Annotated in this window: 19 protein-coding genes and 9 tRNA genes; 25 read left to right on the top strand and 3 right to left on the bottom strand. The window is 46.4% G+C overall.

Going from position 1 to position 23,333, the window contains the following annotated elements; all coding sequences use genetic code 11:
- The first annotated feature begins 107 nt into the window (after window positions 1–107).
- The 17 genes from AC5ELV_RS14135 (at window position 108) to yajC (ending at window position 9,051) form a co-directional block, all read left to right on the top strand.
- A tRNA-Glu gene (locus AC5ELV_RS14135) sits at window positions 108–179 on the top strand.
- A gap of 10 nt (window positions 180–189) precedes the next feature.
- Window positions 190–265: transfer RNA gene (locus AC5ELV_RS14130), tRNA-Val, on the top strand.
- 29 nt (window positions 266–294) lie between these two features.
- A tRNA-Met gene (locus AC5ELV_RS14125) sits at window positions 295–371 on the top strand.
- A gap of 26 nt (window positions 372–397) precedes the next feature.
- Window positions 398–474 (top strand) — tRNA-Asp (locus AC5ELV_RS14120).
- A 28-nt stretch (window positions 475–502) separates the two neighbouring features.
- Window positions 503–578: transfer RNA gene (locus AC5ELV_RS14115), tRNA-Lys, on the top strand.
- Window positions 579–613: 35 nt separating this feature from the next.
- A tRNA-Gly gene (locus tag AC5ELV_RS14110) sits at window positions 614–688 on the top strand.
- A gap of 5 nt (window positions 689–693) precedes the next feature.
- Window positions 694–770, top strand: a tRNA-Arg gene (locus AC5ELV_RS14105).
- A gap of 12 nt (window positions 771–782) precedes the next feature.
- Window positions 783–862: transfer RNA gene (locus AC5ELV_RS14100), tRNA-Leu, on the top strand.
- 7 nt (window positions 863–869) lie between these two features.
- Window positions 870–943, top strand: a tRNA-Pro gene (locus AC5ELV_RS14095).
- 114 nt (window positions 944–1,057) lie between these two features.
- Window positions 1,058–1,762 (top strand): BofC C-terminal domain-containing protein, encoded by a 705-nt coding sequence (locus AC5ELV_RS14090; protein WP_493430701.1) that lies wholly within the window; start codon window positions 1,058–1,060, stop codon window positions 1,760–1,762.
- A gap of 228 nt (window positions 1,763–1,990) precedes the next feature.
- Window positions 1,991–2,494, top strand: coding sequence for a crossover junction endodeoxyribonuclease RuvC (gene ruvC / locus AC5ELV_RS14085; RefSeq protein WP_025716926.1), 504 nt, complete (start codon window positions 1,991–1,993; stop codon window positions 2,492–2,494).
- Window positions 2,491–3,105 (top strand): Holliday junction branch migration protein RuvA, encoded by a 615-nt coding sequence (ruvA, locus tag AC5ELV_RS14080; RefSeq protein WP_493430700.1) that lies wholly within the window; start codon window positions 2,491–2,493, stop codon window positions 3,103–3,105. Before ruvC ends, ruvA begins: the two co-directional genes overlap by 4 nt.
- A 50-nt stretch (window positions 3,106–3,155) precedes the next feature.
- Window positions 3,156–4,163, top strand: coding sequence for a Holliday junction branch migration DNA helicase RuvB (gene ruvB, locus AC5ELV_RS14075; protein ID WP_493430699.1), 1,008 nt, complete (start codon window positions 3,156–3,158; stop codon window positions 4,161–4,163).
- Window positions 4,164–4,391: 228 nt separating this feature from the next.
- The gene (locus tag AC5ELV_RS14070; protein ID WP_493430698.1) at window positions 4,392–6,485 is read left to right on the top strand and encodes a SpoIID/LytB domain-containing protein; all 2,094 of its coding nucleotides are present in this window, start codon (window positions 4,392–4,394) and stop codon (window positions 6,483–6,485) included.
- Between the two features lie 7 nt (window positions 6,486–6,492).
- Complete coding sequence (queA, locus tag AC5ELV_RS14065; protein WP_029514801.1) at window positions 6,493–7,521, top strand: tRNA preQ1(34) S-adenosylmethionine ribosyltransferase-isomerase QueA; 1,029 nt, start codon at window positions 6,493–6,495, stop codon at window positions 7,519–7,521.
- A gap of 20 nt (window positions 7,522–7,541) precedes the next feature.
- Window positions 7,542–8,681 carry a tRNA guanosine(34) transglycosylase Tgt gene (tgt, locus tag AC5ELV_RS14060; RefSeq protein ID WP_039275028.1) on the top strand — a complete coding sequence of 380 codons (1,140 nt, stop codon included), beginning with the start codon at window positions 7,542–7,544 and terminating at the stop codon, window positions 8,679–8,681.
- A gap of 34 nt (window positions 8,682–8,715) precedes the next feature.
- Entirely contained in the window at window positions 8,716–9,051 is a 336-nt protein-coding gene (gene yajC / locus AC5ELV_RS14055) for a preprotein translocase subunit YajC (RefSeq protein ID WP_493430697.1), read from the top strand.
- A gap of 88 nt (window positions 9,052–9,139) precedes the next feature.
- On the opposite strand, the gene AC5ELV_RS14050 is transcribed toward yajC, so the two are convergent.
- The gene (locus AC5ELV_RS14050) at window positions 9,140–9,529 is read right to left on the bottom strand and encodes a TIGR04086 family membrane protein (protein ID WP_075154640.1); all 390 of its coding nucleotides are present in this window, start codon (window positions 9,527–9,529) and stop codon (window positions 9,140–9,142) included.
- A gap of 206 nt (window positions 9,530–9,735) precedes the next feature.
- Between AC5ELV_RS14050 and AC5ELV_RS14045 the strand changes: the two genes are divergently transcribed.
- Window positions 9,736–10,512 carry a YetF domain-containing protein gene (locus AC5ELV_RS14045; RefSeq protein WP_493430696.1) on the top strand — a complete coding sequence of 259 codons (777 nt, stop codon included), beginning with the start codon at window positions 9,736–9,738 and terminating at the stop codon, window positions 10,510–10,512.
- 5 nt (window positions 10,513–10,517) lie between these two features.
- Here the strand turns inward: AC5ELV_RS14045 and spoVB are convergent, their stop codons facing one another.
- The gene (gene spoVB / locus AC5ELV_RS14040; RefSeq protein WP_493430695.1) at window positions 10,518–12,092 is read right to left on the bottom strand and encodes a stage V sporulation protein B; all 1,575 of its coding nucleotides are present in this window, start codon (window positions 12,090–12,092) and stop codon (window positions 10,518–10,520) included.
- 307 nt (window positions 12,093–12,399) lie between these two features.
- Between spoVB and AC5ELV_RS14035 the strand changes: the two genes are divergently transcribed.
- The 6 genes from AC5ELV_RS14035 (at window position 12,400) to AC5ELV_RS14010 (ending at window position 19,016) form a co-directional block, all read left to right on the top strand.
- Window positions 12,400–12,657 (top strand): post-transcriptional regulator, encoded by a 258-nt coding sequence (locus AC5ELV_RS14035; protein ID WP_013311570.1) that lies wholly within the window; start codon window positions 12,400–12,402, stop codon window positions 12,655–12,657.
- Between the two features lie 90 nt (window positions 12,658–12,747).
- Complete coding sequence (gene secD / locus AC5ELV_RS14030; protein ID WP_023989930.1) at window positions 12,748–14,004, top strand: protein translocase subunit SecD; 1,257 nt, start codon at window positions 12,748–12,750, stop codon at window positions 14,002–14,004.
- Window positions 13,994–14,911 carry a protein translocase subunit SecF gene (gene secF / locus AC5ELV_RS14025; RefSeq protein WP_023989929.1) on the top strand — a complete coding sequence of 306 codons (918 nt, stop codon included), beginning with the start codon at window positions 13,994–13,996 and terminating at the stop codon, window positions 14,909–14,911. The genes secD and secF overlap by 11 nt, the downstream gene beginning before the upstream one ends.
- 140 nt (window positions 14,912–15,051) lie before the next feature.
- Entirely contained in the window at window positions 15,052–16,008 is a 957-nt protein-coding gene (locus AC5ELV_RS14020; RefSeq protein WP_493430694.1) for a cation diffusion facilitator family transporter, read from the top strand.
- A gap of 33 nt (window positions 16,009–16,041) precedes the next feature.
- Window positions 16,042–18,438 carry a single-stranded-DNA-specific exonuclease RecJ gene (gene recJ / locus AC5ELV_RS14015; protein ID WP_493430693.1) on the top strand — a complete coding sequence of 799 codons (2,397 nt, stop codon included), beginning with the start codon at window positions 16,042–16,044 and terminating at the stop codon, window positions 18,436–18,438.
- Between the two features lie 65 nt (window positions 18,439–18,503).
- Window positions 18,504–19,016 (top strand): adenine phosphoribosyltransferase, encoded by a 513-nt coding sequence (locus tag AC5ELV_RS14010; protein WP_029514814.1) that lies wholly within the window; start codon window positions 18,504–18,506, stop codon window positions 19,014–19,016.
- Between the two features lie 484 nt (window positions 19,017–19,500).
- Here AC5ELV_RS14010 and uraA read toward each other — a convergent pair whose 3' ends face one another.
- Complete coding sequence (gene uraA / locus AC5ELV_RS14005; RefSeq protein ID WP_493430692.1) at window positions 19,501–20,811, bottom strand: uracil permease; 1,311 nt, start codon at window positions 20,809–20,811, stop codon at window positions 19,501–19,503.
- Window positions 20,812–21,080: 269 nt separating this feature from the next.
- Between uraA and AC5ELV_RS14000 the strand changes: the two genes are divergently transcribed.
- The gene (locus tag AC5ELV_RS14000; RefSeq protein WP_493430691.1) at window positions 21,081–23,258 is read left to right on the top strand and encodes a RelA/SpoT family protein; all 2,178 of its coding nucleotides are present in this window, start codon (window positions 21,081–21,083) and stop codon (window positions 23,256–23,258) included.
- Window positions 23,259–23,333 lie beyond the last annotated feature (75 nt).

The following is a 23,333-nucleotide window of genomic DNA, read 5'->3' as shown; positions in this document are numbered from 1 at the left end:
AGAGGTGTCCGAGTTGGCCGAAGGAGCACGATTGGAAATCGTGTAGGCGCCAAAAGCGTCTCGAGGGTTCGAATCCCTCTCTCTCCGCCATAATTATTTTATTGTATGGCCCGTTGGTCAAGGGGTTAAGACACCTCCCTTTCACGGAGGTAACAGGGGTTCGAATCCCCTACGGGTCATAAGTAGTATGGAGGCTTAGCTCAGCTGGGAGAGCATCTGCCTTACAAGCAGAGGGTCGGGGGTTCGATCCCCTCAGCCTCCACCATTTATTAAAATAGTAGTCCCTAATATTATCGCGGGGTGGAGCAGTTCGGTAGCTCGTCGGGCTCATAACCCGAAGGCCGCAGGTTCAAATCCTGCCCCCGCAACCAATTAACTTTTGAATGTAAACTGCTATGGAACTGTGGTGTAGAGGCCTAACATGCCTGCCTGTCACGCAGGAGATCGCGGGTTCGAATCCCGTCAGTTCCGCCATTTTCACAAAGTTACATTACCCTGTTGGGAGCCATTAGCTCAGTTGGTAGAGCACCTGACTTTTAATCAGGGTGTCGAAGGTTCGAGTCCTTCATGGCTCACCATTCATGAACTTATATGTCATGGATATAATGATATTGCGGACGTGGCTCAGCGGTAGAGCATCGCCTTGCCAAGGCGAGGGTCGCGGGTTCGATTCCCGTCGTCCGCTCCATATTTGCGCCCTTAGCTCAGCTGGATAGAGCGTTTGACTACGAATCAAAAGGCCGGGAGTTCGAATCTCTCAGGGCGCGCCATTAACTTCATAAGCCGGTGTGGCGGAATTGGCAGACGCGCGCGACTCAAAATCGTGAGGGAAACCGTGGAGGTTCGAGTCCTCTCACCGGCATGTATTTCGGGATGTAGCTCAGCTTGGTAGAGCACCTGGTTTGGGACCAGGGGGTCGCATGTTCAAATCGTGTCATCCCGATTCAAAAGGAAAGTCGCTGGAAGCAGCGGCTTTTTTCTTATATTCATATCTTTTTGTATAAATCAGTAATCGTCAGGTCACACTAACACAAAAAGTGGGACGGAAGGGATTACTGTGAAGCGATTAAGTTGGAAAAAACAGATGAAACGGCGCTGGAAACAGTGGAGAAGAACAGTGTGGGCCTGTAGCATTTTTGGTGCGGCTTGTTTGCTGGCAGGGTTGGGTATTCTGTTTTCGAATTATATGCAGGCTATGTTGTCACAGCCACTCGCTACTACCGTCATGGCAGAGGAGGGCATGGAGGAGGCCTCACTTCTGAGTCCAACTGAAGATCACTCCTCACAGATGCAACTATTGCAAAGTATTCGTGCTTCCGGTATAAGCAGGAAGACCCGTTTGTTAACTACCTATGTGTGTGGTACGGAAACACTTTCCTTGGGAACGCTAAGTTCACAGCAGCTAGAGACCTTACTGAAGCAACATCCCGATTGGAAGGGACGACTTAATACAAAAGGAGAGGTGTGGCTGGAGCGCAGGGTGGAAGACTTGTCAGAGTCATGCAAAGAGCGTGGGTACATGGGTTTGAGCACTGACGGCCAGCTTACATTGTATGAAGGGCTACCTAAAAGAGAAAAAGTTATCCGCACTTTTTTTCAATTGGATGTGGGTTCTATGGAGACGGCCTTGCCAGAAGGGGTGTATAAACAACTTCAGCAGGGGATCCGTGTACAGGATATAAATGAGTATAACAGTGTAATCTCCACTTTTAGTGACTTTGCCGTGGAGCGAACACAGAGGGTTTTAAAGCAGCACTATTGATTACAACTACGAGACGTTAGGCATTGCCCATGAGGTGAGGCTTGAAGCGTCTCTTTTTATGTTTTTACTCACGTTTAAATTTTTTCCTCTATTAGATACAAAGTTTTGTTATAATGAAAAGAACGACACATATGTTCGCTTTATATGGTATTTGGCCATGATTATATTCAGGATAACGCTGGCTATTGGGTAGATCCGCCATAATTGAGCGATAGGGGAGAGATTTTTTTGCGTTTTCTAGGAATTGATCCGGGTATTGCTATTGTGGGCTTCGGGTTTGTAGACAAGATTGGCAGTAAAGTGGTGCCTGTGCAGTATGGCTGCATCCAGACGGAGGCTCATACACCGGAAGAAGAAAGGCTGCTTCATGTGTATGAAGGCATGTTGCAATTAATAGATAAATATAAGCCTGATGCGGTAGCGCTGGAAAAGCTCTTTTTTAATCGCAACGTTACAACCGCTATGTCTGTAAGTCAGGCACGTGGGGTGCTGGTGCTGGCTGCAAAACAACGTAATTTGCCTATAGGTGAATACACGCCGATGCAGGTAAAGCAGGCTATTGTAGGGTATGGAAAGGCTGAGAAGAAACAGGTACAAGAAATGGTTAGAATGTTTCTAAAGCTTCAAGCTGTGCCGAAACCGGACGATGTAGCGGATGCTTTGGCGGTGGCTATTTGTCATGCGCATTCCTATGGACTAAATTCAAAATTAAATGAGGTATTGCGAAAATGATAGATTTCTTGCGTGGTTCTGTGGCCCATTTGGAAAATGAATATGTCGTTTTAGATGTGCAGGGTGTAGGGTATCGGGTATTTTGTCCGAATCCTTACGCCTTCGCCAAAACAGAAGGTCCAGTGGTTATTTACATTCACCATCATGTAAGGGAAGATGCTATTTTACTGTTCGGTTTTGCGACCCGTGAGGAGCAGCAACTTTTCCGTAAACTGATTGATGTATCTGGTATTGGACCGCGTGTTGCGCTTGGTATTTTAGGAGGTGGTACGCCCGCTCATGTGGTAACGGCGATTTATCAGGAGAATATCACATTTCTCACCAAGTTACCGGGGATCGGTAAAAAGACGGCACAACGTATGATTCTGGATTTAAAAGACAAGCTGGACGGTATTGGCTCGTTGGGGATGGCAACCGGATTGTTTGCTGAGCCTGTCGTAGAAGAAGACGAAGGTTCATATTGGGGCGAGGCCCGTGAGGCGCTCAAGGCGCTCGGTTATACTGATACTGAGTTGGATAAGGTATGGAGCAGAATGAAGAAAGATGCAAAACCTGATGAATCTGCCGATATTTTGATGAAGCGGGCTTTGCAACTGTTGTTTGCCGGATAGGACGCGGATGTCCGTTAACAAATGTCTGGTGAAAAGAGGAGCGATGGAATATGGATGACCGGATTATTTCCGCCAATTTGATGATGGAAGACCAGACGGCGGAGCTGAGCCTTCGCCCCCGTTATTTAAATGAATATATCGGGCAAAATCAGGTTAAGGAAAATCTGAAAGTATATATTGAAGCGGCCAAAATGCGTAAAGAAGCGTTGGACCATGTACTGTTGTACGGACCGCCTGGGTTGGGTAAAACGACTCTTGCTAACATTATTGCCAATGAGCTGGGGGTTAATCTGCGTACGACTTCAGGTCCTGCAATTGAAAGACCGGGAGATTTGGCAGCATTGCTGACCAATCTTCAAGAGGGTGATGTTTTGTTCATTGATGAGATTCATCGCCTTCATCGTACGGTGGAAGAAGTCATGTATCCGGCGATGGAGGATTTTGCGCTGGACATTATGATTGGTAAAGGCCCGAGTGCACGCTCGGTCCGTCTGGATTTGCCACCCTTTACCCTTATAGGGGCCACTACGCGCGCTGGGCTGCTTTCTGCGCCATTACGTGACCGGTTTGGTGTTATTAGTCGATTAGAGTTTTATACGACAGACGAGCTAGCTTACATCGTGTCCAGGAACGCGGATATTATGGAGATTGAAGTTGTCGGGGATGCGGCAGAGGAAATCGCATTGCGTTCACGGGGAACACCGCGTATTGCTAACCGACTACTAAAAAGGGTACGTGATTTTGCCCAGGTTGCCGGAGACGGAATTATTCATTCTGAGTTGGCTGCAGAGGCGCTAAAGAGACTTCAAATAGATCCACTCGGGCTGGATGAGATTGATCATAAAATGCTTAAGGCCATGATTCATTCATTCCGGGGCGGGCCTGTAGGATTGGACACAATTGCTGCAACCATTGGTGAGGAGAGCCAGACAATTGAGGATGTGTACGAGCCCTATTTGTTACAAATTGGCCTTTTACAAAGAACACCTCGGGGACGAACGGTGACCCCGGCGGCATATGCCCACCTTGGAATCCCCATGCCAACGGATCCACGGTGATTAGGACACATGATGCAATTTTAAAAAAAATTATTGTTTGGTTACACGCAAGTATGGTGAATACGATACGGCTGACGGATGATTGAGGGAAGTGAGAGTGTAAGCAAGATTCGAGCGGGTTCATATTTTGGTTTATTCCGCCGATGTATTTAAAGGGACAGACAAGGGTCGAGATCCCGATAAATTACGCAATATAAGTGCTAGGCAGCTAGATTGGGGGAGCCAGAAATGAGTGGAGAAGCATTTAACCGAGAAAGTATTTTCGGTGCATGGATGGGCCGGGCCAAACGAGCAGCAGCGATTATGGTATTAGCTACAGTGTGTATACCTTGGTCTTCGGGCGTTCACGCTGCTGCTGCCCAAGAGGATATTCGTGTAGTGATTTTTGCGGATCTAGGTAGCAAATATAAAGCGACAGTCCCAGCTGTAACCTTGAAATCATCAGGAGGTCTGAGTGTTGGACAGAACAGTGGGGGCAGTTTTCAAACTTGGATGGGACTGCCAGACAGTACGACTCGTTTTAGTGTAGACAGCTATCGGGTGAAGGTACTTGAAGGAAATGAAGCAGCGGCGATAAAAGCGGCCCAAGCCCTGCAAAAGACTAATGATAAACCTACGGTTTTTATCGGTTCAAAAAATGGCAGCTCTGTGTATCAAGTGTACGCGGGAATATATGCTAGTGAGCAGTCTGCGCAGGCTGCTGTACAGCGGATTTCCTCCGCAACCGGAGCGCAGGCCGAGGTTAAGGGAAACAAGCATTGGTCCACAGGAAGCTACGGAAGCGAGCAGGAAGCTAATCTCGTTCGAACGACAATTGCTGCGGCAGGCTTTGATGCTTTTACTGTGATTCAATCAAGAGGCCAGTATACTGTATGGGTTGGAGAAGAAAGTAATGACAGCAAGCTGTCGGCTTTGAAAACAGAGCTGGAGAGCAAGCAGCCGAGACTTACGCTGTCTAAAGTTAATGCTACTCAAACTGGCCTCATCTTAAGACAGGAAGCAGGAGTCACGACTGGTTCGCAGGTGATGTCTCATTACATGCTAAGTGGTTCTGATAATAGCAAGGTAATTGTCAACGGCGGTAATGATGGAATACAAGTGATGGAAAGATCACAGCGTACATATCGCGGCGAGATGGAGATTAGCATGACGTCAGGCCAGCTGGCGCTTGTGAACGAAGTTCCTTTGGAGCAGTATTTGTATTCCGTGGTAGGAGCGGAGGTCTATTCCTCATGGCCAGATGAAGCGCTCAAGGCTCAAGCGGTAGCGGCTCGTAGCTACGCGCTTGCCCAAGGCAATCGGTTTCAGATCGGCAATGTAGTAGATGGCACGTTAAGCCAGGCTTACAACGGTAAGAGCTCGGAACATGCCAATGTCAATGAGGCTGTAGATGCAACAGCTGGTGAAGTCATTAAAAGTGGCGGCAAAGTGGTCGAAGCTGTATTTTCATCTAATGCGGGCGGTGTGACAGCAGATGCTTCCGAGGTGTGGAATAGTGGTGGCGGAGCCTTTGCCAGCGTAGACAGCTCGGGGGATACTTCGGCGCAAAAAGGAGCACAGGAGTGGTATCATGTACTTCTCTCCAGTGGCAAGACAGGGTATATTCGTGAGGATAATGCTAAGGAACTGGAGGGTGTCACAGAAGCGGGATTAGACAAAATCACCGTCACAGCGGAAAATACAAATGTGCGTCCTATTCCCCAAATCCAATCGACAGTTACACCAATAGCCAAGGCGCAACCAGGCGAAGAGATGATTGTATTGGAAAAGGTGCCTCAGTCTGGAGACTATGCATGGGTGCGGGGGCCCTTTACGTCAGCTCAGCTTGCTAAATCCCTGCAAGGGAAAGTAACGGGCACAGTGCCTTCCTCTATTGATCACCTCGATGTCACCAAACGTGGTCCATCAGGGCGAGTGTTGGAGGTTGAAGCGAACGGATCCCCTTTGAAAGTGAAATACCCGGATATGTTTCGCTCAGCGATGGGCGGACTCCCAAGCACACTGTTTGATATTGCGAGTACCGGAAGTTATACTGTATTAGGCGCTGATGGGGCTACTTCTCATGTAAGTGGTACACAAGGCACTCAAATCCTGTCCGCATCTGGTAGCAGTACTTCAAGTGGTAACGGGGTGATCGTCATGAATGAAGATCGTCATGCACGAGTCATTGACAAAACACAAAGCTTTATTTTTACAGGTAAAGGAAATGGTCATGGTTTGGGCTTATCCCAATGGGGTGCCAACGGTTTGGCCGAGCAGGGGTATGATTACAAGAAAATTTTGCAACACTATTACAAAAATGTGGATATAGTTAAGGACTGACCAATATATGAACGTAAACGACTACGATTTTGAACTGCCTGAAACATTAATTGCACAGACACCTTTGCTTGATCGGAGCGCTTCCAGATTACTGACGTTAAACAAAAATAACGGTGAAGTGGGTCATCATACGTTTTCGGATATTGTGCAGTATCTTCAACCAGGTGATACGCTGGTGTTAAACGATACGAGAGTGATTCCTGCACGCTTGTTTGGCATCAAGGAAGACACGGGAGCTAAGGCTGAGGTTTTGCTGCTTAAGCAGTTGCAAGGGGACCGATGGGAAGCATTGGTGAAACCCGGTAAAAAGTTGAAAAAGGGTGCTGTTATTGTTTTCGGTGATGAGCTGAAAGCAGTAATTGAGGAAGAAGGAGATATGGGCGGAAGGGTACTTTCATTTTCATATGACGGTATTTTCCAGGAGATCCTGGACCGTCTGGGGCAGATGCCGCTTCCGCCGTATATCAAGGAACAACTGGATGACCGCGAGCGTTATCAGACCGTTTATGCTCGGCATGAAGGTTCGGCTGCGGCTCCAACGGCAGGGCTGCACTTTACAGAAGAGTTGCTGGACCAGATTAAAAAGAAGGGTGTTACCGTTGCCTTTATCACACTTCATGTTGGCTTAGGGACATTCAGACCGATGTCTGTGGATACGATTGAAGAGCATGTAATGCATGAGGAATACTATTCATTGTCACAGGAAACAGCGGATGTACTCAATGAGACCAAGGCGCGCGGCGGAAGAGTTGTGGCTGTGGGGACGACCAGTTGCCGGACGCTGGAAACGGTGGGTAATAAATTTGGTGATGGAGTATTAGAGGCCAGTAGTGGCTGGACACAGATTTTTATTTATCCAGGCTATGAATTCCGCGTGGTGGATGCAATGATTACGAATTTTCATTTGCCTAAATCCACCTTGGTTATGCTGGTCAGCGCACTGGCGGGCAGAGAGAATATTATGCATGCTTACCAGGAGGCGATTGACCGACAATATCGGTTTTTCAGCTTCGGGGACGCAATGTTCATTTATTAATTAAGGATGGTAGAGAAAATATGGCACCAGCAATAAGATACGAACATATTAAAACCTGCAAGCAATCGGGAGCCCGCCTCGGGCGTGTACACACACCTCATGGAGTTATTGAGACACCAACCTTTATGCCTGTGGGAACTCAAGCTACTGTTAAAACGATGAGTCCTGAGGAACTGAAAGCGATGGATGCTCAAATTATTTTGAGTAACACGTACCATTTGTTTCTTCGTCCTGGCCACGATATTATTCGTGAAGCGGGTGGACTGCACAAGTTTATGAATTGGGATCGCCCTATTTTAACGGATAGCGGCGGATTCCAGGTGTTTTCCTTAAGTGAAATGCGCAAGATTTCAGAGGAGGGTGTTCATTTTCGCTCTCATTTAAACGGAGATAAGAAGTTTCTTTCGCCTGAAGTGGCGATGGAAATTCAAAACTCGCTTGGCTCAGATATTATGATGGCCTTCGATGAATGCCCGCCATTTCCGGCTGAATATGAGTATGTGAAAAAGTCACTGGAACGTACCAGCCGTTGGGCTGAGCGTTGTTTGGAGGCACACGCGCGTCCTCATGATCAAGGGCTGTTTGCCATTGTTCAGGGAGGCATGCATGAAGATCTGCGCAAGCAAAGCGCTGCGGATTTGACTTCCATGGATTTCCCGGGGTATGCTATTGGTGGACTGAGCGTAGGTGAACCGAAACATTTGATGTATGAAGTGCTCGATTATACGGTTCCTCTGCTTCCTACCAACAAACCACGTTATTTGATGGGCGTGGGTTCGCCTGATGCTTTGATTGAAGGCTCTATCCGTGGTGTGGATATGTTTGATTGTGTACTTCCAACGCGAATTGCTCGCAACGGGACAACGATGACCAGCCAAGGTCGTCTTGTCGTTCGCAATGCCCAATATGCAAGCGATTTTGGCCCGCTCGATCCCGCTTGTGATTGTTATACCTGTCGCAATTATTCACGTGCTTACTTGCGACATTTGATTAAAGCGGATGAAACCTTCGGGCTCCGACTGACAACGTATCATAACTTGCATTTCTTAATACAATTGATGCGTAATGTCAGACAAGCGATTATGGATGACAGGCTGCTTGATTTCCGAGATGAATTTTTTGAGCAGTACGGTCTTCATGATAATGATAAAGGCTTTTAAGTTTTAGGGAGAGTATACGAAAGGGGGATTTAACATGTTTCATTTTGCTACAGCCGCTACTGCATCCGGTGGAACTGGCGGACTTTTTCAAATGATCTGGCCACTGGCTCTGATGTTTGTAATCTTCTATTTCTTGCTGATTCGCCCGAATCAGAAAAAACAAAAGCAGCGTCAAACGATGCTTCAAGCTTTGAAAAAGGGAGATAAAGTAATTACGATCGGAGGTCTCCACGGTACAATTGTGGAGATTACGGATGATGTAGTAGTTTTGCGTGTGAATGATGTCACGAAGCTGACTTTTGATCGCAGTGCAATTAGCAATGCAATTGCAAAAGACACGGCATCTGAAGAAGTTGTTTCCAAATCGTAAAATGCTTGTGACCGTTATGCAAAAACCGAGCCTTTGAGGAGGCTCGGTTTTTTTGTGTTGTTTTGTTACATGGATACAAACATTTTGATTACTTGCTGAGATTAATGCCAAACATCCCACCACCTGCGCCTATGACAAACGCGAAACCTAAGTGTAACAGGTCCTTGCCGTTCATGCCCGCATCCAATGCCAGAAAACCGACCAGAAGAACGATTAGTCCATACAGGATACCTGTAATACCGCCTTGATACCAGCCTTTGTTTGTGGATCTTTTACCGGCGACGAAGCCGCCAGAAAGCATGGCGAATGCGTGGACGATGTACGTATACAATGATAAGTCCTGTTCCTGCATCTGTGTCAGCCACAAGAGCAGTGAAAGAATCAATGCGCCAAGCAGCATCCATGCAAAAGCATAAAATAAGCCGGATAAAATGGGATGGGCCAGACGAAACGAACACCAGCGGCGAATGAGCTCCATTGATAATTCCTCCTGTACCAAGGTTTGAACTATTATCATTCTATGGCCAAGCCTCCCGGCTTAGTACCAAGTCGCAAGCAGTCTTTCTCTTTATTTCAATAATTTAGTCTTTTGTTTTTTGTATGAGCCAAGTGAGGAACGGTCAGAATACGTGTACAATGAACGACTTATGTCTTATTGCAAGTACAGGGGAGGAGGCGAACATATTGAGTCACGATATTTTTGCTCATATTTTTCGGACGCTGCTCATGTATTTTATTGTATATCTGGTGATGCGCTTGATGGGTAAAAGGGAGATCGGCAAATTGTCTGTTTTCGATCTCGTCATATCCATTATGATTGCAGAAATTGCTGTATTCAGCCTGGAGGATATAAAACGTCCACTTTATGAAGGGTTGATTCCTTTAGGAGTGCTGTTAATTTTGCAGATCGGGATTTCATTTTTCAGTCTGAAAAGTCGGCGACTGCGCTTACTATTTGATGGTAGGCCCAGTGTATTGTACTCTAATGGACAATTAAACAAGGACGAAATGGTGAAACAACGTTACAATTTAGATGACTTGCTGTTACAACTTCGTGAACAAAATATAGAAAGTCTGGACGAAGTTGAATATGTTATTTTGGAAACGACAGGTAAGCTAACGGTAATAGGTAAGGACGATAAAGATGGAGTGGAACACGAAAAAATGAAGCAAGAATTAAACGGAACAGATTTGGCAAACAAAGAGCAACAGGTGGATAAAGTCCATCCTTCTCCACAAATCGGTGGAAAGTTTAGATATGAGGGACTGCCTATTCCATTAATCATGGATGGCAAGGTGCTGGATCGAAATTTGGAACGGATGGATATGAACCGTTTTTGGCTTAAAAATCAAATTCAAGCGAGGGGACACAAAGATTTTAAGGATGTTTTTTTATGCTCGGTTAACCATAGAGGTGATGTGTACATTACACCACCAGCCTATGGAAAATCTTCGGATTAGAATTCTTATGCTTTAAACCATCTTCTCAAGATTGGAATGCGTGTAAGGTTGTCCCAATCAATCATTTTGATCAAGGTCATCAGGAAAAGGTACAGTATAATCCCCAAGCCTGCGGCAAAAATAAATTGAAGCCACATTTGGTCGAACATCGTTAGATGTCTGTAGGTATATAATACTGCTGCCGCCATGATGATCATGCCTATCCCGGTCTTCCAGAAATCGAGCAAACGTACGCGGAAGCGAAGCAGTCTGCTGACACTGAAGCCATGAAGGAGAGTAACAATGGCACTGTTAATACAAATAGCGATGACAGCTCCGTAGATACCGTACTGAGGTTGGGAAGCAAGCCAGACGATCAGCACAATTTTGATAACGGCTCCGATAAAGGTATTTAATAAGGCACTTCCAGGACGGTCTAACGCCTGAAGTGCTGCCTGAAGCGGGGCCTGAATGTACATAAAAAGAGCAAAAGGTGCCATGAGCTTAAGCATTCCTGCAATATCGCCATTATTGTAGAGTAGCAGGCACAGAGGTTCTGCCAATACATACATGATAACGGCAAATGGGGCTCCTGCAACCAAAGCGAGCCGAAGCGATTGATGTAGACGTTTGTGAATGGCTGTAATATGCCCCTTGGCTGCTGCTTCGGATAACGAAGGAACGAGTGAAACTGCTAGCGAACTGGTTAGAACCCCAGGTAGTAATAACACAGGAATGACCATGCCCTGCATGGCTCCATATTGTGCGGTTGCCACGCCAGTTGCAATGCCTGCTACGGCGAGACTACGCATACATAAGATAGATTCGAGCAAATAGGATAAGGAACCGACAAGCCTTCCAGCAGTAACGGGAACGGATATAGACATAAGACGTGACAAAACGGATGATTGCTCAGGATGAACCTCAGAGGAAGGGACAGGCGAATTCGGCTGAAGGATGCGATCTTTTCGCTGGTTACACACGTATTGCCATAGCAGTACAATCATGCCAATGAATTCGCCCGCCAGAGCACCGAGCATGGCACCTGCAGCAGCGTAGGCTACCCCATGGGGAAGTAACAAGTAAGCAAACCAAATGACACAAAAAATGCGCATAACGGTCTCCGCAATGGAGGAGCTGGCAGAAGGAATCATATTTTGCTTTCCCTGAAAATAGCCCCTATAAGCTGAAGAAACAGCTACAATGACTATCATTGGGCTCATGCTCACGAATGTATAATACACGCGGCTGTCGGTCAGGAGATGGCTTGTGATCCAAGGCGCGAACACAAGACAGAGCACCATGGCGATCAGACTGAGTGTAATGGTGAAGCGCAGGCTGGTGTGCAAAATACGCCGCGACATTTCGGGCTGTCCCGCCGTTTCGGCTTCGGCTACTAGCTTGGCTACCGCAAGAGGGATTCCCCCTGTAATAAGCGTCACCAGAACGATAAAAAAGGGATACCCCTGTTGGTACAAGCCTACTCCTTCGGGGCCGATGATACGCGGGAGTGCGATTCGGGGAATAAAACCTAGTAGCCGGTTGATAATTCCTGCTGCCAATAAAATAATTGCTCCATGGATGAATGTCTGCTTTTTCAATCGCAACTCCCTCTTCCCCAAAATGTAATTCTGCGTCTATACATTACTTTAGAAGATATGCTGGACCTGTCCATCTTCATGACAAGCTTTTCCGTTCGGAAACAAAGTGATTTAGACAACAAGAGGGAGAGTGGTGAATTCTGCTATTGACGAGCGAAATGAATGCATATATTGTTGATTTAAGGCTATTTTCAACGAAAAGAAGGGTTTTCCAGGATCAGGACAGAAATGTTCTACAAAGCAGTCAATAACCCCGCTAATTGCTGATCTGCGGAACCGGTAGTCGCTGGGAGGAGGAACGGCCATCGTGGGTATGGAAGAGCTGGATGAGCAGGATTGGGATGACGCAATTGAGATGCTCTGTCAAAGTAAGGCGGACGAGTTGATTCTCGTAGGCTATGAGCATGTCACAAGTAAGGACGTGTGGAATTGCGTCAGCCATAAATATGAAAAGGAGGGTATTCCTCCGCTGCACAAGCTCGTTAACGATATACTTTCCCTTAAAGCGACGAGCTTTATGAACTATTTGACTATGTCCGCATTACGGGGCTCCACTTTCGAATAGAAGGGGGTCTTTTTTTGCGTTCAAATTGACTGCTTTTTGAGGGGTAGCTATAATAGGAATATTGAGAATGAAAGGGGAACATGGGACGGAATGAAGAGAATTCTAAGTTTCATCGTGGTCGTGCTCATAACTACTGGTGTTATGATCGGGACAAGCCCGGGCCTACTGAACAGTTTAAAATTAGGCCTCGATTTAAAGGGAGGCTTTGAAATTTTATATGAAGCCCAGCCTTTGGAAGCCGGGCAGAGTGTAACCAGACAGTCTCTTATACAAACAGCTCAAAGTCTGGAGAGACGGATTAATGCGCTCGGTACGACTGAGCCGGAAGTAACAACAGAGGGAAGCAACCGAATTCGCGTGCGGCTTGCTGGTGTCACTAATGAGGCAGAAGTCCGCTCCATGCTGAAAAAGCCTGCAGAATTAACGTTCCGCAGTGCAACGGCAGCGGATGCTAAAAAGCCAGGCCAATACAGCAAAATTGAGCTCCGCGGTAATGATTTTGTGGAGAATGGCGCTGTTGTAGGCTATGACCAGCTGAATCAACCTGAGATTAGTATCAAAGTGAAGGACAAAGCTAAATTTGCAGAAATCACAAAGCGACTTCTGAATAAAGAATTAGCTATTTTCCTGGATCAGGAATTGCTGTCTGCACCTACAGTACGTGGGGAATTAACGGACGGTAGCGCGTCAATCACAGGTAGCTACACTCGTGATGAAGCGAATAAACTGGCGGATACGATTAATCTGGGTGCCCTTCCGCTCAAACTGACGGAAAAATATTCTCAGAGTGTAGGTGCTACGCTGGGTCAATTGTCACTGGATCAGACGATTCGTGCTGGGTTGATCGGCTCGATCATTATTCTGGTATTTATGATTGCGATGTTCCGTATACCAGGATTAGTGGCCAGTTTTTGTCTCATCGTTCATACTTGGCTGGTGCTTGCGATCTTCTACTTGGGTGGATTCGTGCTCACGCTCCCAGGTATCGCCGCCTTCGTGCTCGGGATCGGGATGGCAGTCGATGCCAATATTATTACGTATGAACGGATTAAAGAAGAAATCAAGACGGGCAAAACGATTCGTTCTTCCGTTATCGCAGGTAGTAAGGCTTCGTTCCGTACCGTTATGGATGCCAATATTACGACAATTATAGCGGCAGCGGTTATGTTTGGTCTCGGAACAGGCTCCGTTAGAGGTTTCGCTCTGGTGCTTATCGTTGATATTGTCACCAGTATCTTGACGAATATCTTCTTCTCCCGCTTCTTGCTCAATCTGCTGGTTAAAGCGGATGCTGTGAAGAAGCCCAAGTATTTTGGTGTGAAGGAGAGTGATATTAGTGCGCTTTAATTGGGACTATAAATATATCAAGATGAGCAAGTGGTTTTACACGTTCTCGATTATTATCACACTGCTTGGTATTCTGAGCTTGTCGATATTCGGCTTGAATTACGGGGTAGACTTTCGTTCCGGTTCCAATGTGGATGTGAATTTGACCAAAGTCGTTACACAGGAACAGATCCAAACTTTGCTGGACAAGCAGAAGATCGGTAAAGAGGTGGATTATACACCGGGGAAAGAGCGTTTCGGCATTCGGTTCTCACAGGTTTTGACGGATCAGCAAGTGAATGACTTTAAGACTTCCTTTAATAAAGAGCTTGATCCAAAGGCTTCGTTTGAGGTCAATACAGTGGATACGGAAATGGCACAAGAACTGGAGCGGAATGCAATATGGGCGATTTTGCTAGCATGTGTAGCCATCGCGGTCTATATTTCAATCCGGTTTGAATGGCGGTTTGCCATTGCAGCAATCGTTTCGTTGTTGCATGATGCCTTCCTCGTTATCAGTATTTTCTCGATTTTCCGGCTTGAGGTGGATTTGACCTTTATTACGGCAATTCTGACGATTGTTGGTTTCTCCATTAATGACACCGTCGTTATTTTTGACCGTATTCGGGAAAATCTACGATTTGCGAAGAAGAAGTCCAGAGACGACTTAGAGCAGGTAGTTGATCACAGTATTGCTCAGACAATGACTCGTTCACTTGCAACCGTGTTTACGGTGTTTATTGCCTCCGTATGTTTGTTCATATTTGGCGGCGAATCGATCCGTATGTTCTCACTTGCAATGGTCATTGGTTTGTTGTTTGGTGCTTACTCCTCCATTTTCATTGCCAGCCCGCTGTGGGTGGCATTAAAAGGAAAACAAAAGTCTCCGACAGCTGGCGGGGGCGCGGTCAAAACTGCAAAGTCTTAAGTTACGCAAATACCAGTAGTATAAATTAAAGAGAAAGCCGCGTCTGCTTGGGCGCGGTTTTCTAAGGTTTTGAGAAATTCGGTTATTTTAGAATGAGCTTTATTGGGAAAGGGTTAGTTCAGGATTGAGGGGGAAACGTTGTGAATAGCGAACGCAGCCGATCATTGGAAACTGCGGCGTTGAGCGGGATTGTAGGTAATCTCGCGCTGGCTGTTCTAAAGGGAACCGTCGGTTATGCGGCAAACAGCAAGGCGTTGTTGGGGGATGCACTGCACACGGCTGCGGATAGTGCTTCCCGTTTACAGGAGCTTCTGTTTTCCAAGGGTGCTACAGGGCACGGAATGCTGGCACGGTTGCGAAACGGTGAAAAAGTTCGGACGGTCATATCTGTGGTGCTGGCTATTTTAGTGCTGATGAGCGGTTTTCAGCTAGCTATCTCGGCGGTTCGTTCATTAAGCAGTTCGGAACCGCAGGCTCCCGATCTGTATGCATTAATTACCGTATTTATTGCGTTAGTGTTGAGAGAAGCGTTATTTCAGTTTCAATATCGCTATTCGATTAAACATGGCCATAAAGCGGAAGCAGATCGGTACGCTAACCATGAACGATACTCGCTGTATGCATCGTTGATTGCATTGATCGGCATGATCGGTGCAATGACTGGCGAAGCAATGGAATGGCCTGCATTATTATATCTTGATCCAACCGCAGCTTTGCTGGTAGCCTGTCTGGTGCTACGTAAAGGATATTTGATGGTAATGAATACCGCTTACCAGGTTCCTGCACAGCCCTTGCAGGAGGAAGACTCCCGACGCTTTATGGAGACGATTCAACGGGTGTATGGTATTGTAACGGTTGAACACTTACATGCCCAGGAAACAGGCCATTTCATAACAGTGGATGTAACGATAAGCGTGAACCCGCGGATTACGGTACAGGAAGCGCAGGAAATTGCCGATCGAGCCAAAAATCTACTGTTAGCCCGTTTTCCACAGGTGACCCATGTACAAATGCAGTTCATTTCTTATCAAGCCGGGTATCCTTACAAATCCAATCATGAACTGCCAGATAATGATGTGTCGTCCCTGCTTCAATAAGGCAGGGCGACTATGAAAGAAAGGTGAATAGGATTGCTTCATTCGCAGTACAGATGGAAGACCCCAGAGGCTAACCTGGAAGCGGCTCAGCTGTTGACAGAAGAACTGGGGATTTCACCATTGTTGTCCCGGCTTTTAGTGAACCGGGGCGTCACTACCGCCGGGGAAGCAAACCGCTTTTTGTACGGAAGTGTGGACGATGTACACGACCCTTCTCTGCTTCTTGGCATGAAAGAAGCCGTGTCGAGAATTCGCCAGGCTCTGGAACGTGACGAGCATATATTAATCTATGGCGATTATGATGCGGATGGCGTATCCAGTACATCATTGATGATTCAGCTCATGCGTTTTCTGAAGGCTTCTTATGATATTTATATTCCCCATCGTTCTAATGAGGGATATGGTCTGCATAACCATGCCCTTGATTGGGCTCATCAGCAGGGAGTTACACTGGTCATTACGGTAGATACGGGAATTAGTGCAGTAGAGCAAATTACTTATGCAACTTCCTTGGGGATAGATGTTATTGTGACGGATCATCATGAGCCGCCTGCTGTACTTCCCGAGGCATATACTTTGATTAATCCGAAGCTACCCGGTTGCCCATACCCATTTAAAGGTCTTGCAGGTGTTGGGGTTGCCCTGAAGCTCGCTCAGGCGCTGTTGGGTGAGGTGCCGGAGGAATGGTTTGAAATCGCCGCTATCGGCACGGTAGCCGATCTGATGCCACTACATGGTGAAAATCGGACGATGGTACGCAGAGGGATTCAATCCATGAGAAACTCTGCATTTCCGGGGATTCGTGCGTTGCTCCATGTTTCGGGCGTGGATATATCTGCAGTGACTTCAATCAACATCGCATTTGCATTGGCTCCGCGGATTAATGCCAGCGGGCGCCTGGATCATGCGGGACGAGCAGTTTCTCTGCTGACGACAGAAAAAGAGGAAGAAGCAGACCAACTTGCGCATGCGCTGGACCTGCTCAATCGTGAGCGTCAACAGGTGGTCGAACGTATTGTGGAGCAAGCCGAGCAACAATTGGCATCCAAACTGAATGGAGGCAGGCTACCGTCAGTTATTGTGTTGGCTGGTGAAGGCTGGAATGTCGGCGTTGTTGGAATTGTGGCATCCAAGCTATTGGATCGCTATTATCGACCGACCATTATTCTTGGTATAGATGCTGAGACAGGCATGTGCAAAGGTTCTGCCCGTTCTATTCCTGCATTGGATATTTACAGTGCTCTTACGGACAGCCATGAGCTTATGGAGCATTTTGGGGGTCATCCTTCGGCTGCGGGTATGACGCTGTCCCGTGACAAGTTGGAATTGTTTGAAGAGCAGCTAAACCGCTATGCGGGTTCCATTCTGACACCAGAAGATCTCATTCCTGTAGCTGAAGCTGATATGGTCTGTCGTTTGGACGAGGTATCTTTGCAAGTGGTTGAAGAACTGGAGTTGCTTCAGCCTTTTGGTATGGGGAATCCTTCTCCACGATTCGTATTACAGGGTCTGCAATTGCGCGAGGCTCGTAAAATGGGACGTGAGAAAAATCATGTGAAGCTCCTGCTGGAGCAGAACGGTTTATCGCTGGACGCGATTGCCTTCCGTCGTGGCGATTTGGCTGATTTTTTACAGCAACAAACGGAGATAGATCTGCTGGGGGAATTGTCAATTAACGAATGGAACGGCAAAAGGTCTCTCCAGCTAATGATGCAGGATATTCGAGTGCAGGCGCCGCAAATTTTTGATTATCGTGGAGTGTCGGACCCTTTTGCCGAATTAGAGCGGGGACTCAAGATCTTTCATCCACGCATAGAGGAAAGAAAGAAAGACGTTGCGGTGTTGATCCATCCGTCATCGAGGCTTCGTCCATCGGGCTCCGTGGACGCTGAATCCTTATGGTTATACGATAAAGATGGCAGCGTTATTCCCAGTGATGGTCAAAGAGATGCACAGCACTCTGTGAAGTCACTATTCGTACTGGAGCCGCCGGATACACCGGATCAGCTTCAGGCATTATGGTCTACCTTTGAGAATGTAGAGAACGTATTTCTCCTTCATTCGGTCAGTGAGCGTGGCGGTCGACTCGTAAGCCCCGACAGGGAGCTGCTCAAGCGTATTTACGTTGTGCTTTCCCGAATGGGGACACAGCCTATTGATGAAAAAGCAATGCTGCCTGCTCTTAGCCGACAGTGTTCCTGTTCAGTACGCATGTTATCCAAAGTGTTGGACATCTTCGAAGAGCTTGAGTTTATGACGCGTACAGATGGTCAATTCCGTTTTGTATCCAATCCGCCTAAGCGGGATTTAACCGCTTCTCCGCGCTATCAGGAATTATATAATATGGCTGAGATGGAGCGGTATTTGCTGGATGCGGACACTACCCAGATGACGAGCTGGATCATGTCGCTTATGAAGGGTGCATCTTGAGATACTGCTTTGCAATTTTGTAAAATGCATATACTAATTTGAAGTTTACAGTAGGAGGAACTAAGTTGGACTACAAAGAATATATTCGGGTGATTTCCGATTTTCCACAACCAGGGATTAGTTTTAAAGACATTACAACCCTAATGAAAAATGGTGAACTGTACCGCAAGGCTATCAACGATATGAAGGAATTAGTATCGGATTTAAAAATTGATTTGATTGCAGGGCCAGAAGCACGTGGATTCGTTATCGGTGCGCCTCTGGCTTATGCGCTTGGTGTTGGTTTTATTCCCATCCGTAAAAGTGGCAAGCTCCCTGGAGAAACCATTGAGGAAGCATACGGTTTGGAGTATGGTAAAGATACGCTGGCGATGCATAAGGATGCTATTGAGCCAGGACAAAATGTTCTGATTGCTGATGACCTGCTTGCTACAGGTGGAACTATTGCTACATCCGTAAACTTGGTACGCCAGCTTGGTGGCAATGTGGCAGGGGCTGCTTTTCTTATCGAGCTGTCTGATCTAAACGGTCGGGCGAAACTGCCTGATGTAGATGTATTCACCCTGATTACGTATTAAGTATTACGAAACCCGGGTTTCCCGGGAAATAATTATGTGCGGATCGCCTAAATAGTCCGATGGAACATCTCTTTATCTAAAGAGTTGCTCCATCGGACTATTTTGTTTCTTTGTTGGAAAATAGGTATGAAAAAATTTCAAAAATGTCTTATGAACAATAAAAAAAGGAACAAAGGTGGTCATAAGGAGCAGAGTGGTCATACTGATTTCAATCAGTTTTTTGTCCTTATTTTTTACTAAGCAGAAGCTAGATAAGGTAATAAGTCAAAAATGCTGCTCATTGCTTATCGAGGGTTAAAGCGGATATTGCAACTAACGTGGATGGGGTGCATTGGAGATGGATGAAGGAGTATCATTTAAAAAAAACAGTGCATAAAAAGACGCCGCTCCATGTAAGAAGGATACTTATACGCTTGTCTATACAGCCTAAGCGTATTGATCCATAACTTACAGGGAGCGGCGTTTTAAAGTTGAAAGACAGATATCAATCTGGTGTTTTCTCGGTTAAAGGTTCCTGCGATTTATCGTTGGACCAGCCGAGCACGTCAATCAGCTTGAAGAACAAGCTGAGGATGATGCCGATGATTGTAGCCAATGCCATACCTTTCAAGGTTACAGCACCCCAAGTGAGTGTAGTACCGCTGATTCCGACAACAAGCACGACGGTCGCAAGCAGCATGTTGGTTGGCTTGGCGAAATCAACCTTTTGCTCAACGAAGATTCTTAGACCAGAGGCAGCGATGACACCAAATAATAGTAAGGATACGCCACCCATAACTGGAGCTGGAATATTTGAAACAATCGCTGAGAACGTACCTGAGAAGGACAGCAGGATGGCAATGACAGCCGCTCCGCCAATGACCCATACAGAGTACACTTTAGTTAATGCCATGACACCAATATTTTCACCATAAGTCGTATTAGGTGTAGAACCGACAAAACCCGAAATGACGGTGGAAATACCGTTACCCAGCAGAGAGCGGTGGAGACCAGGATCTTTGGACAGCTCGCGCCCGACAATGTTGCTAGTCACAAGTAAGTGACCAATATGCTCTACGATGACTACCAGAGCAACAGGAAGAATCGTCAGCATAGCAGAGGTATTAAAAACTGGAGTGGTAATTGCAGGGTGTCCGAAAAAAGGGGCGTCTGCGATGGCCTGTGTATTGACCATGCCCATAAAATAAGCAAGCACATAACCCACTACGATACCGATCAGAATGTGAATGATTTTGGCAAACCCGCGAAACAATACTGCACCCAGAACAGTGACCCCGAGTGTAACGAGCGAAAGAGTAATCGTTTTGGGATCTGGAGTCCAAGCTTTAGTAGGATCGGCATTGATAATGCCTGCCATGCCTGCTGCAACCGGAACCAGCTCCAGACCGATTAAGGCTACGATGGAGCCCATAACAGCTGGAGGAAAAACGACGTCCAGCCAACGGGTTCCGGCATATTTGATCACCAGTGCGACGAGGCAGAAAATAATACCTGTAACGATGAAAGCACCGAGGGCCATAGCATAGCCGTTGCCGCCGGGATTGTTTTTAAGCACAAGACTGACGGGAGCGATAAAAGCGAAGCTGGAGCCGAGATAGGCGGGAATTTTGCCACGGCAGATCCATATGTACAACAATGTGCCAATACCGTTCATTAGCAAAATCATGCCGGGATCGACGCCGAAAATATTCGGCACCAGCACGGTACTGCCAAACATGGCAAACAAATGCTGTACGCTGAGCAGGAACCCGGGTCCTGCCGGAAGCTTTTCATTAACTTGAATTTCGCGTTGCAACGCAGTTCACTCCTTAGTTCTTTCAATTATTCTTATATACATTAATTACTTTTCGTAATTTTTTCAATATAATTCGTTTCATTTCGTCAACAATCCTGATTTTACTTACCATGTGTGACAGAATTATGCGACAATGCCAAACCTGTAATAGTTGACGTGTGACGTGCTAACCGTCATAATTGTAGGAAATCACTTTTAAAAGGGAACCTTTGCGCGACATTGATTCGGCGGGTTCCATTTTGCATAGAAAGGACACGGAATAGAGCAGAATGGGGATAGAGCAATTACTTAAAAAGGCCGGGGCCTATACCAGAGAAGCAGATCTTATCCGCATCAGGGACGCCTATGATTTTGCTGAGCAGGCCCATTCCGGCCAGACTCGTAAGTCCGGTGAACCTTATATTCTGCATCCGCTTGCGGTTGCTGATATCGTCGTTAATATGCAGATGGATACCATCTCCATTATCGCCGCTCTTTTACATGACGTTGTGGAGGATACGACGGTGTCTTTGGCGCAGATTCGCGAGCATTTTGGCGATACATGTGCGATGCTTGTCGATGGTCTGACGAAGCTGGAACGTATCCAGTTCCGTTCCAAGGAAGAACAACAGAACGAAAATTATCGAAAAATGTTTATTGCTATGGCGCAGGACATTCGTGTCATTGTCATTAAACTAGCAGATCGTCTGCATAACATGCGTACTTTGAAATATCAGTCAGAGGAAAGCCAGCGTCGGATTGCTTATGAAACGTTAGAGATTTTCTGTCCGGTTGCAAACCGACTGGGTATTTCAGCGATTAAATGGGAAATGGAAGATATTGCTTTACGCTATCTGAATCCTCAGCAGTATTATCGCATCGCTAATTTGATGCATAAGAAGCGGGCAGAGCGGGAGCAGTTTATTGATAATGTTATACAGCGTATCAGAGAAAAGCTGGAAGAGATGGGCATTCAGGCTGATCTGTCCGGACGCCCTAAACATATTTACAGTGTGTTCAAAAAAATGACGACGAAGAACAAGCAATTCAATGAAATATATGATTTGCTGGCGATTCGAATTATTGTGGATAACATTAAAGACTGTTACGCCACATTAGGGATTATCCATACGTTGTGGAAGCCAATGCCGGGGCGGTTTAAAGATTATATCGCTATGCCTAAGGCGAATATGTATCAGTCCCTTCATACGACAGTAGTAGGTCCCAATGGGGAGCCAACCGAGGTACAGATTCGCACAGTGGATATGCACCGTACCGCTGAATTCGGGATTGCGGCCCATTGGGCCTATAAAGAAGGCAACGGAGCAAACAACACTAACTTTGAGGATAAAATCACCTTTTTTCGGGAAATTCTGGAGCTGCAAAATGAAGCGAAGGATGCGTCGGAATTTGTGGAATCGCTCAAAATGGACTTTTTCTCAGACCTTGTGTTTGTGTTTACTCCTAAGGGAGAGGTTATTGAGTTGCCGGCTGGATCCGTTCCGCTGGATTTTGCTTTCCGTATTCATACCGAAGTTGGCAATCGAACGATTGGCTCTAAGGTAAATGGAAGAATCGTACCTTTGGATTATCGGCTTAAAACTGGTGATATTGTCGAAATTATGACGTCCAAGCATTCTTATGGACCTAGTCAGGACTGGCTTAAAATTGCTCAGTCCTCTCACGCGCGCAGTAAAATCAAACAATGGTTCAAGAAAGAAAAGCGTGAGGAGAATGTTGAAAAAGGCCGCGAAAATCTGGAACGTGAGCTAAGAAAACGCGATATCGAGCCATCGGTGTGGATGAGCGACGACAAGCTTCAGGAAGTGGCACAGAAGTTCTCTTTTAACGATTCCGAAGATATGCTGTCTGCGATTGGTTTTGGTGGTATAACCGCAGCGCAGGTCTGTACACGTTTGACAGAGAAACTGCGTAAGGAACAAGAAGAGGCACGGTTGATCGAATTGACGACCGAGGTCAAGGAGTACAAGCCACAGGGCGATCGGAAAAAAACACCGACCAACGGTGTCAGCGTCAGAGGCGTCGATAATTTACTCGTTCGTTTTGCACGATGTTGTAATCCCGTACCGGGAGATGACATCATTGGCTATGTAACACGTGGACGCGGCGTATCCGTTCACCGGACGGATTGCCCGAATATTCCTTCAGGTACGGGCGAAGACCAGGCGCGTGTGATTGAAGTAGAGTGGGAAGAAGCAGCGGAAGTCAATTACAGTGTCGATATTGAGATTACGGGGCATGATCGCAACGGTTTGCTGAATGAAGTACTTCAGGCCATTTCTGAGAACAAAACCAGCTTCTCGGCCGTTACAGGTCGTACAGATAAAAATAAAATGGCGATGATTCACATCACGATTCTCATTCGCAACACAGATCATTTGCATTCTGTTGTCGAACGGATTAAACGGGTGAAGGATGTATACACCGTGCATCGGATTATGCAATAGCCTTATTAAGCGTACAGATAGGTTTATAGCTTTTGAAACACATCTTGGGTAGAAAGACCCATAGGCTGCTAAAAG

This window comes from Paenibacillus sp. NMA1017, assembly GCF_058895805.1.
Note: the sequence above shows the minus strand (reverse complement) of the source record. Positions and strands in the feature narration are given on the sequence as shown.

Bases quoted from the DNA above. Each gene is read 5' to 3' on its own strand.
- yajC (WP_493430697.1), top strand. From the start codon at position 8,716: ATGTTTCATTTTGCTACAGCCGCTACTGCATCCGGTGGAACTGGCGGA.
- AC5ELV_RS14050 (WP_075154640.1), bottom strand. From the start codon at position 9,529: ATGGAGCTCATTCGCCGCTGGTGTTCGTTTCGTCTGGCCCATCCCATT.
- ruvA (WP_493430700.1), top strand. From the start codon at position 2,491: ATGATAGATTTCTTGCGTGGTTCTGTGGCCCATTTGGAAAATGAATAT.
- tgt (WP_039275028.1), top strand. From the start codon at position 7,542: ATGGCACCAGCAATAAGATACGAACATATTAAAACCTGCAAGCAATCG.
- AC5ELV_RS14070 (WP_493430698.1), top strand. From the start codon at position 4,392: ATGAGTGGAGAAGCATTTAACCGAGAAAGTATTTTCGGTGCATGGATG.
- queA (WP_029514801.1), top strand. From the start codon at position 6,493: ATGAACGTAAACGACTACGATTTTGAACTGCCTGAAACATTAATTGCA.
- secD (WP_023989930.1), top strand. From the start codon at position 12,748: ATGAAGAGAATTCTAAGTTTCATCGTGGTCGTGCTCATAACTACTGGT.
- ruvB (WP_493430699.1), top strand. From the start codon at position 3,156: ATGGATGACCGGATTATTTCCGCCAATTTGATGATGGAAGACCAGACG.
- AC5ELV_RS14000 (WP_493430691.1), top strand. From the start codon at position 21,081: ATGGGGATAGAGCAATTACTTAAAAAGGCCGGGGCCTATACCAGAGAA.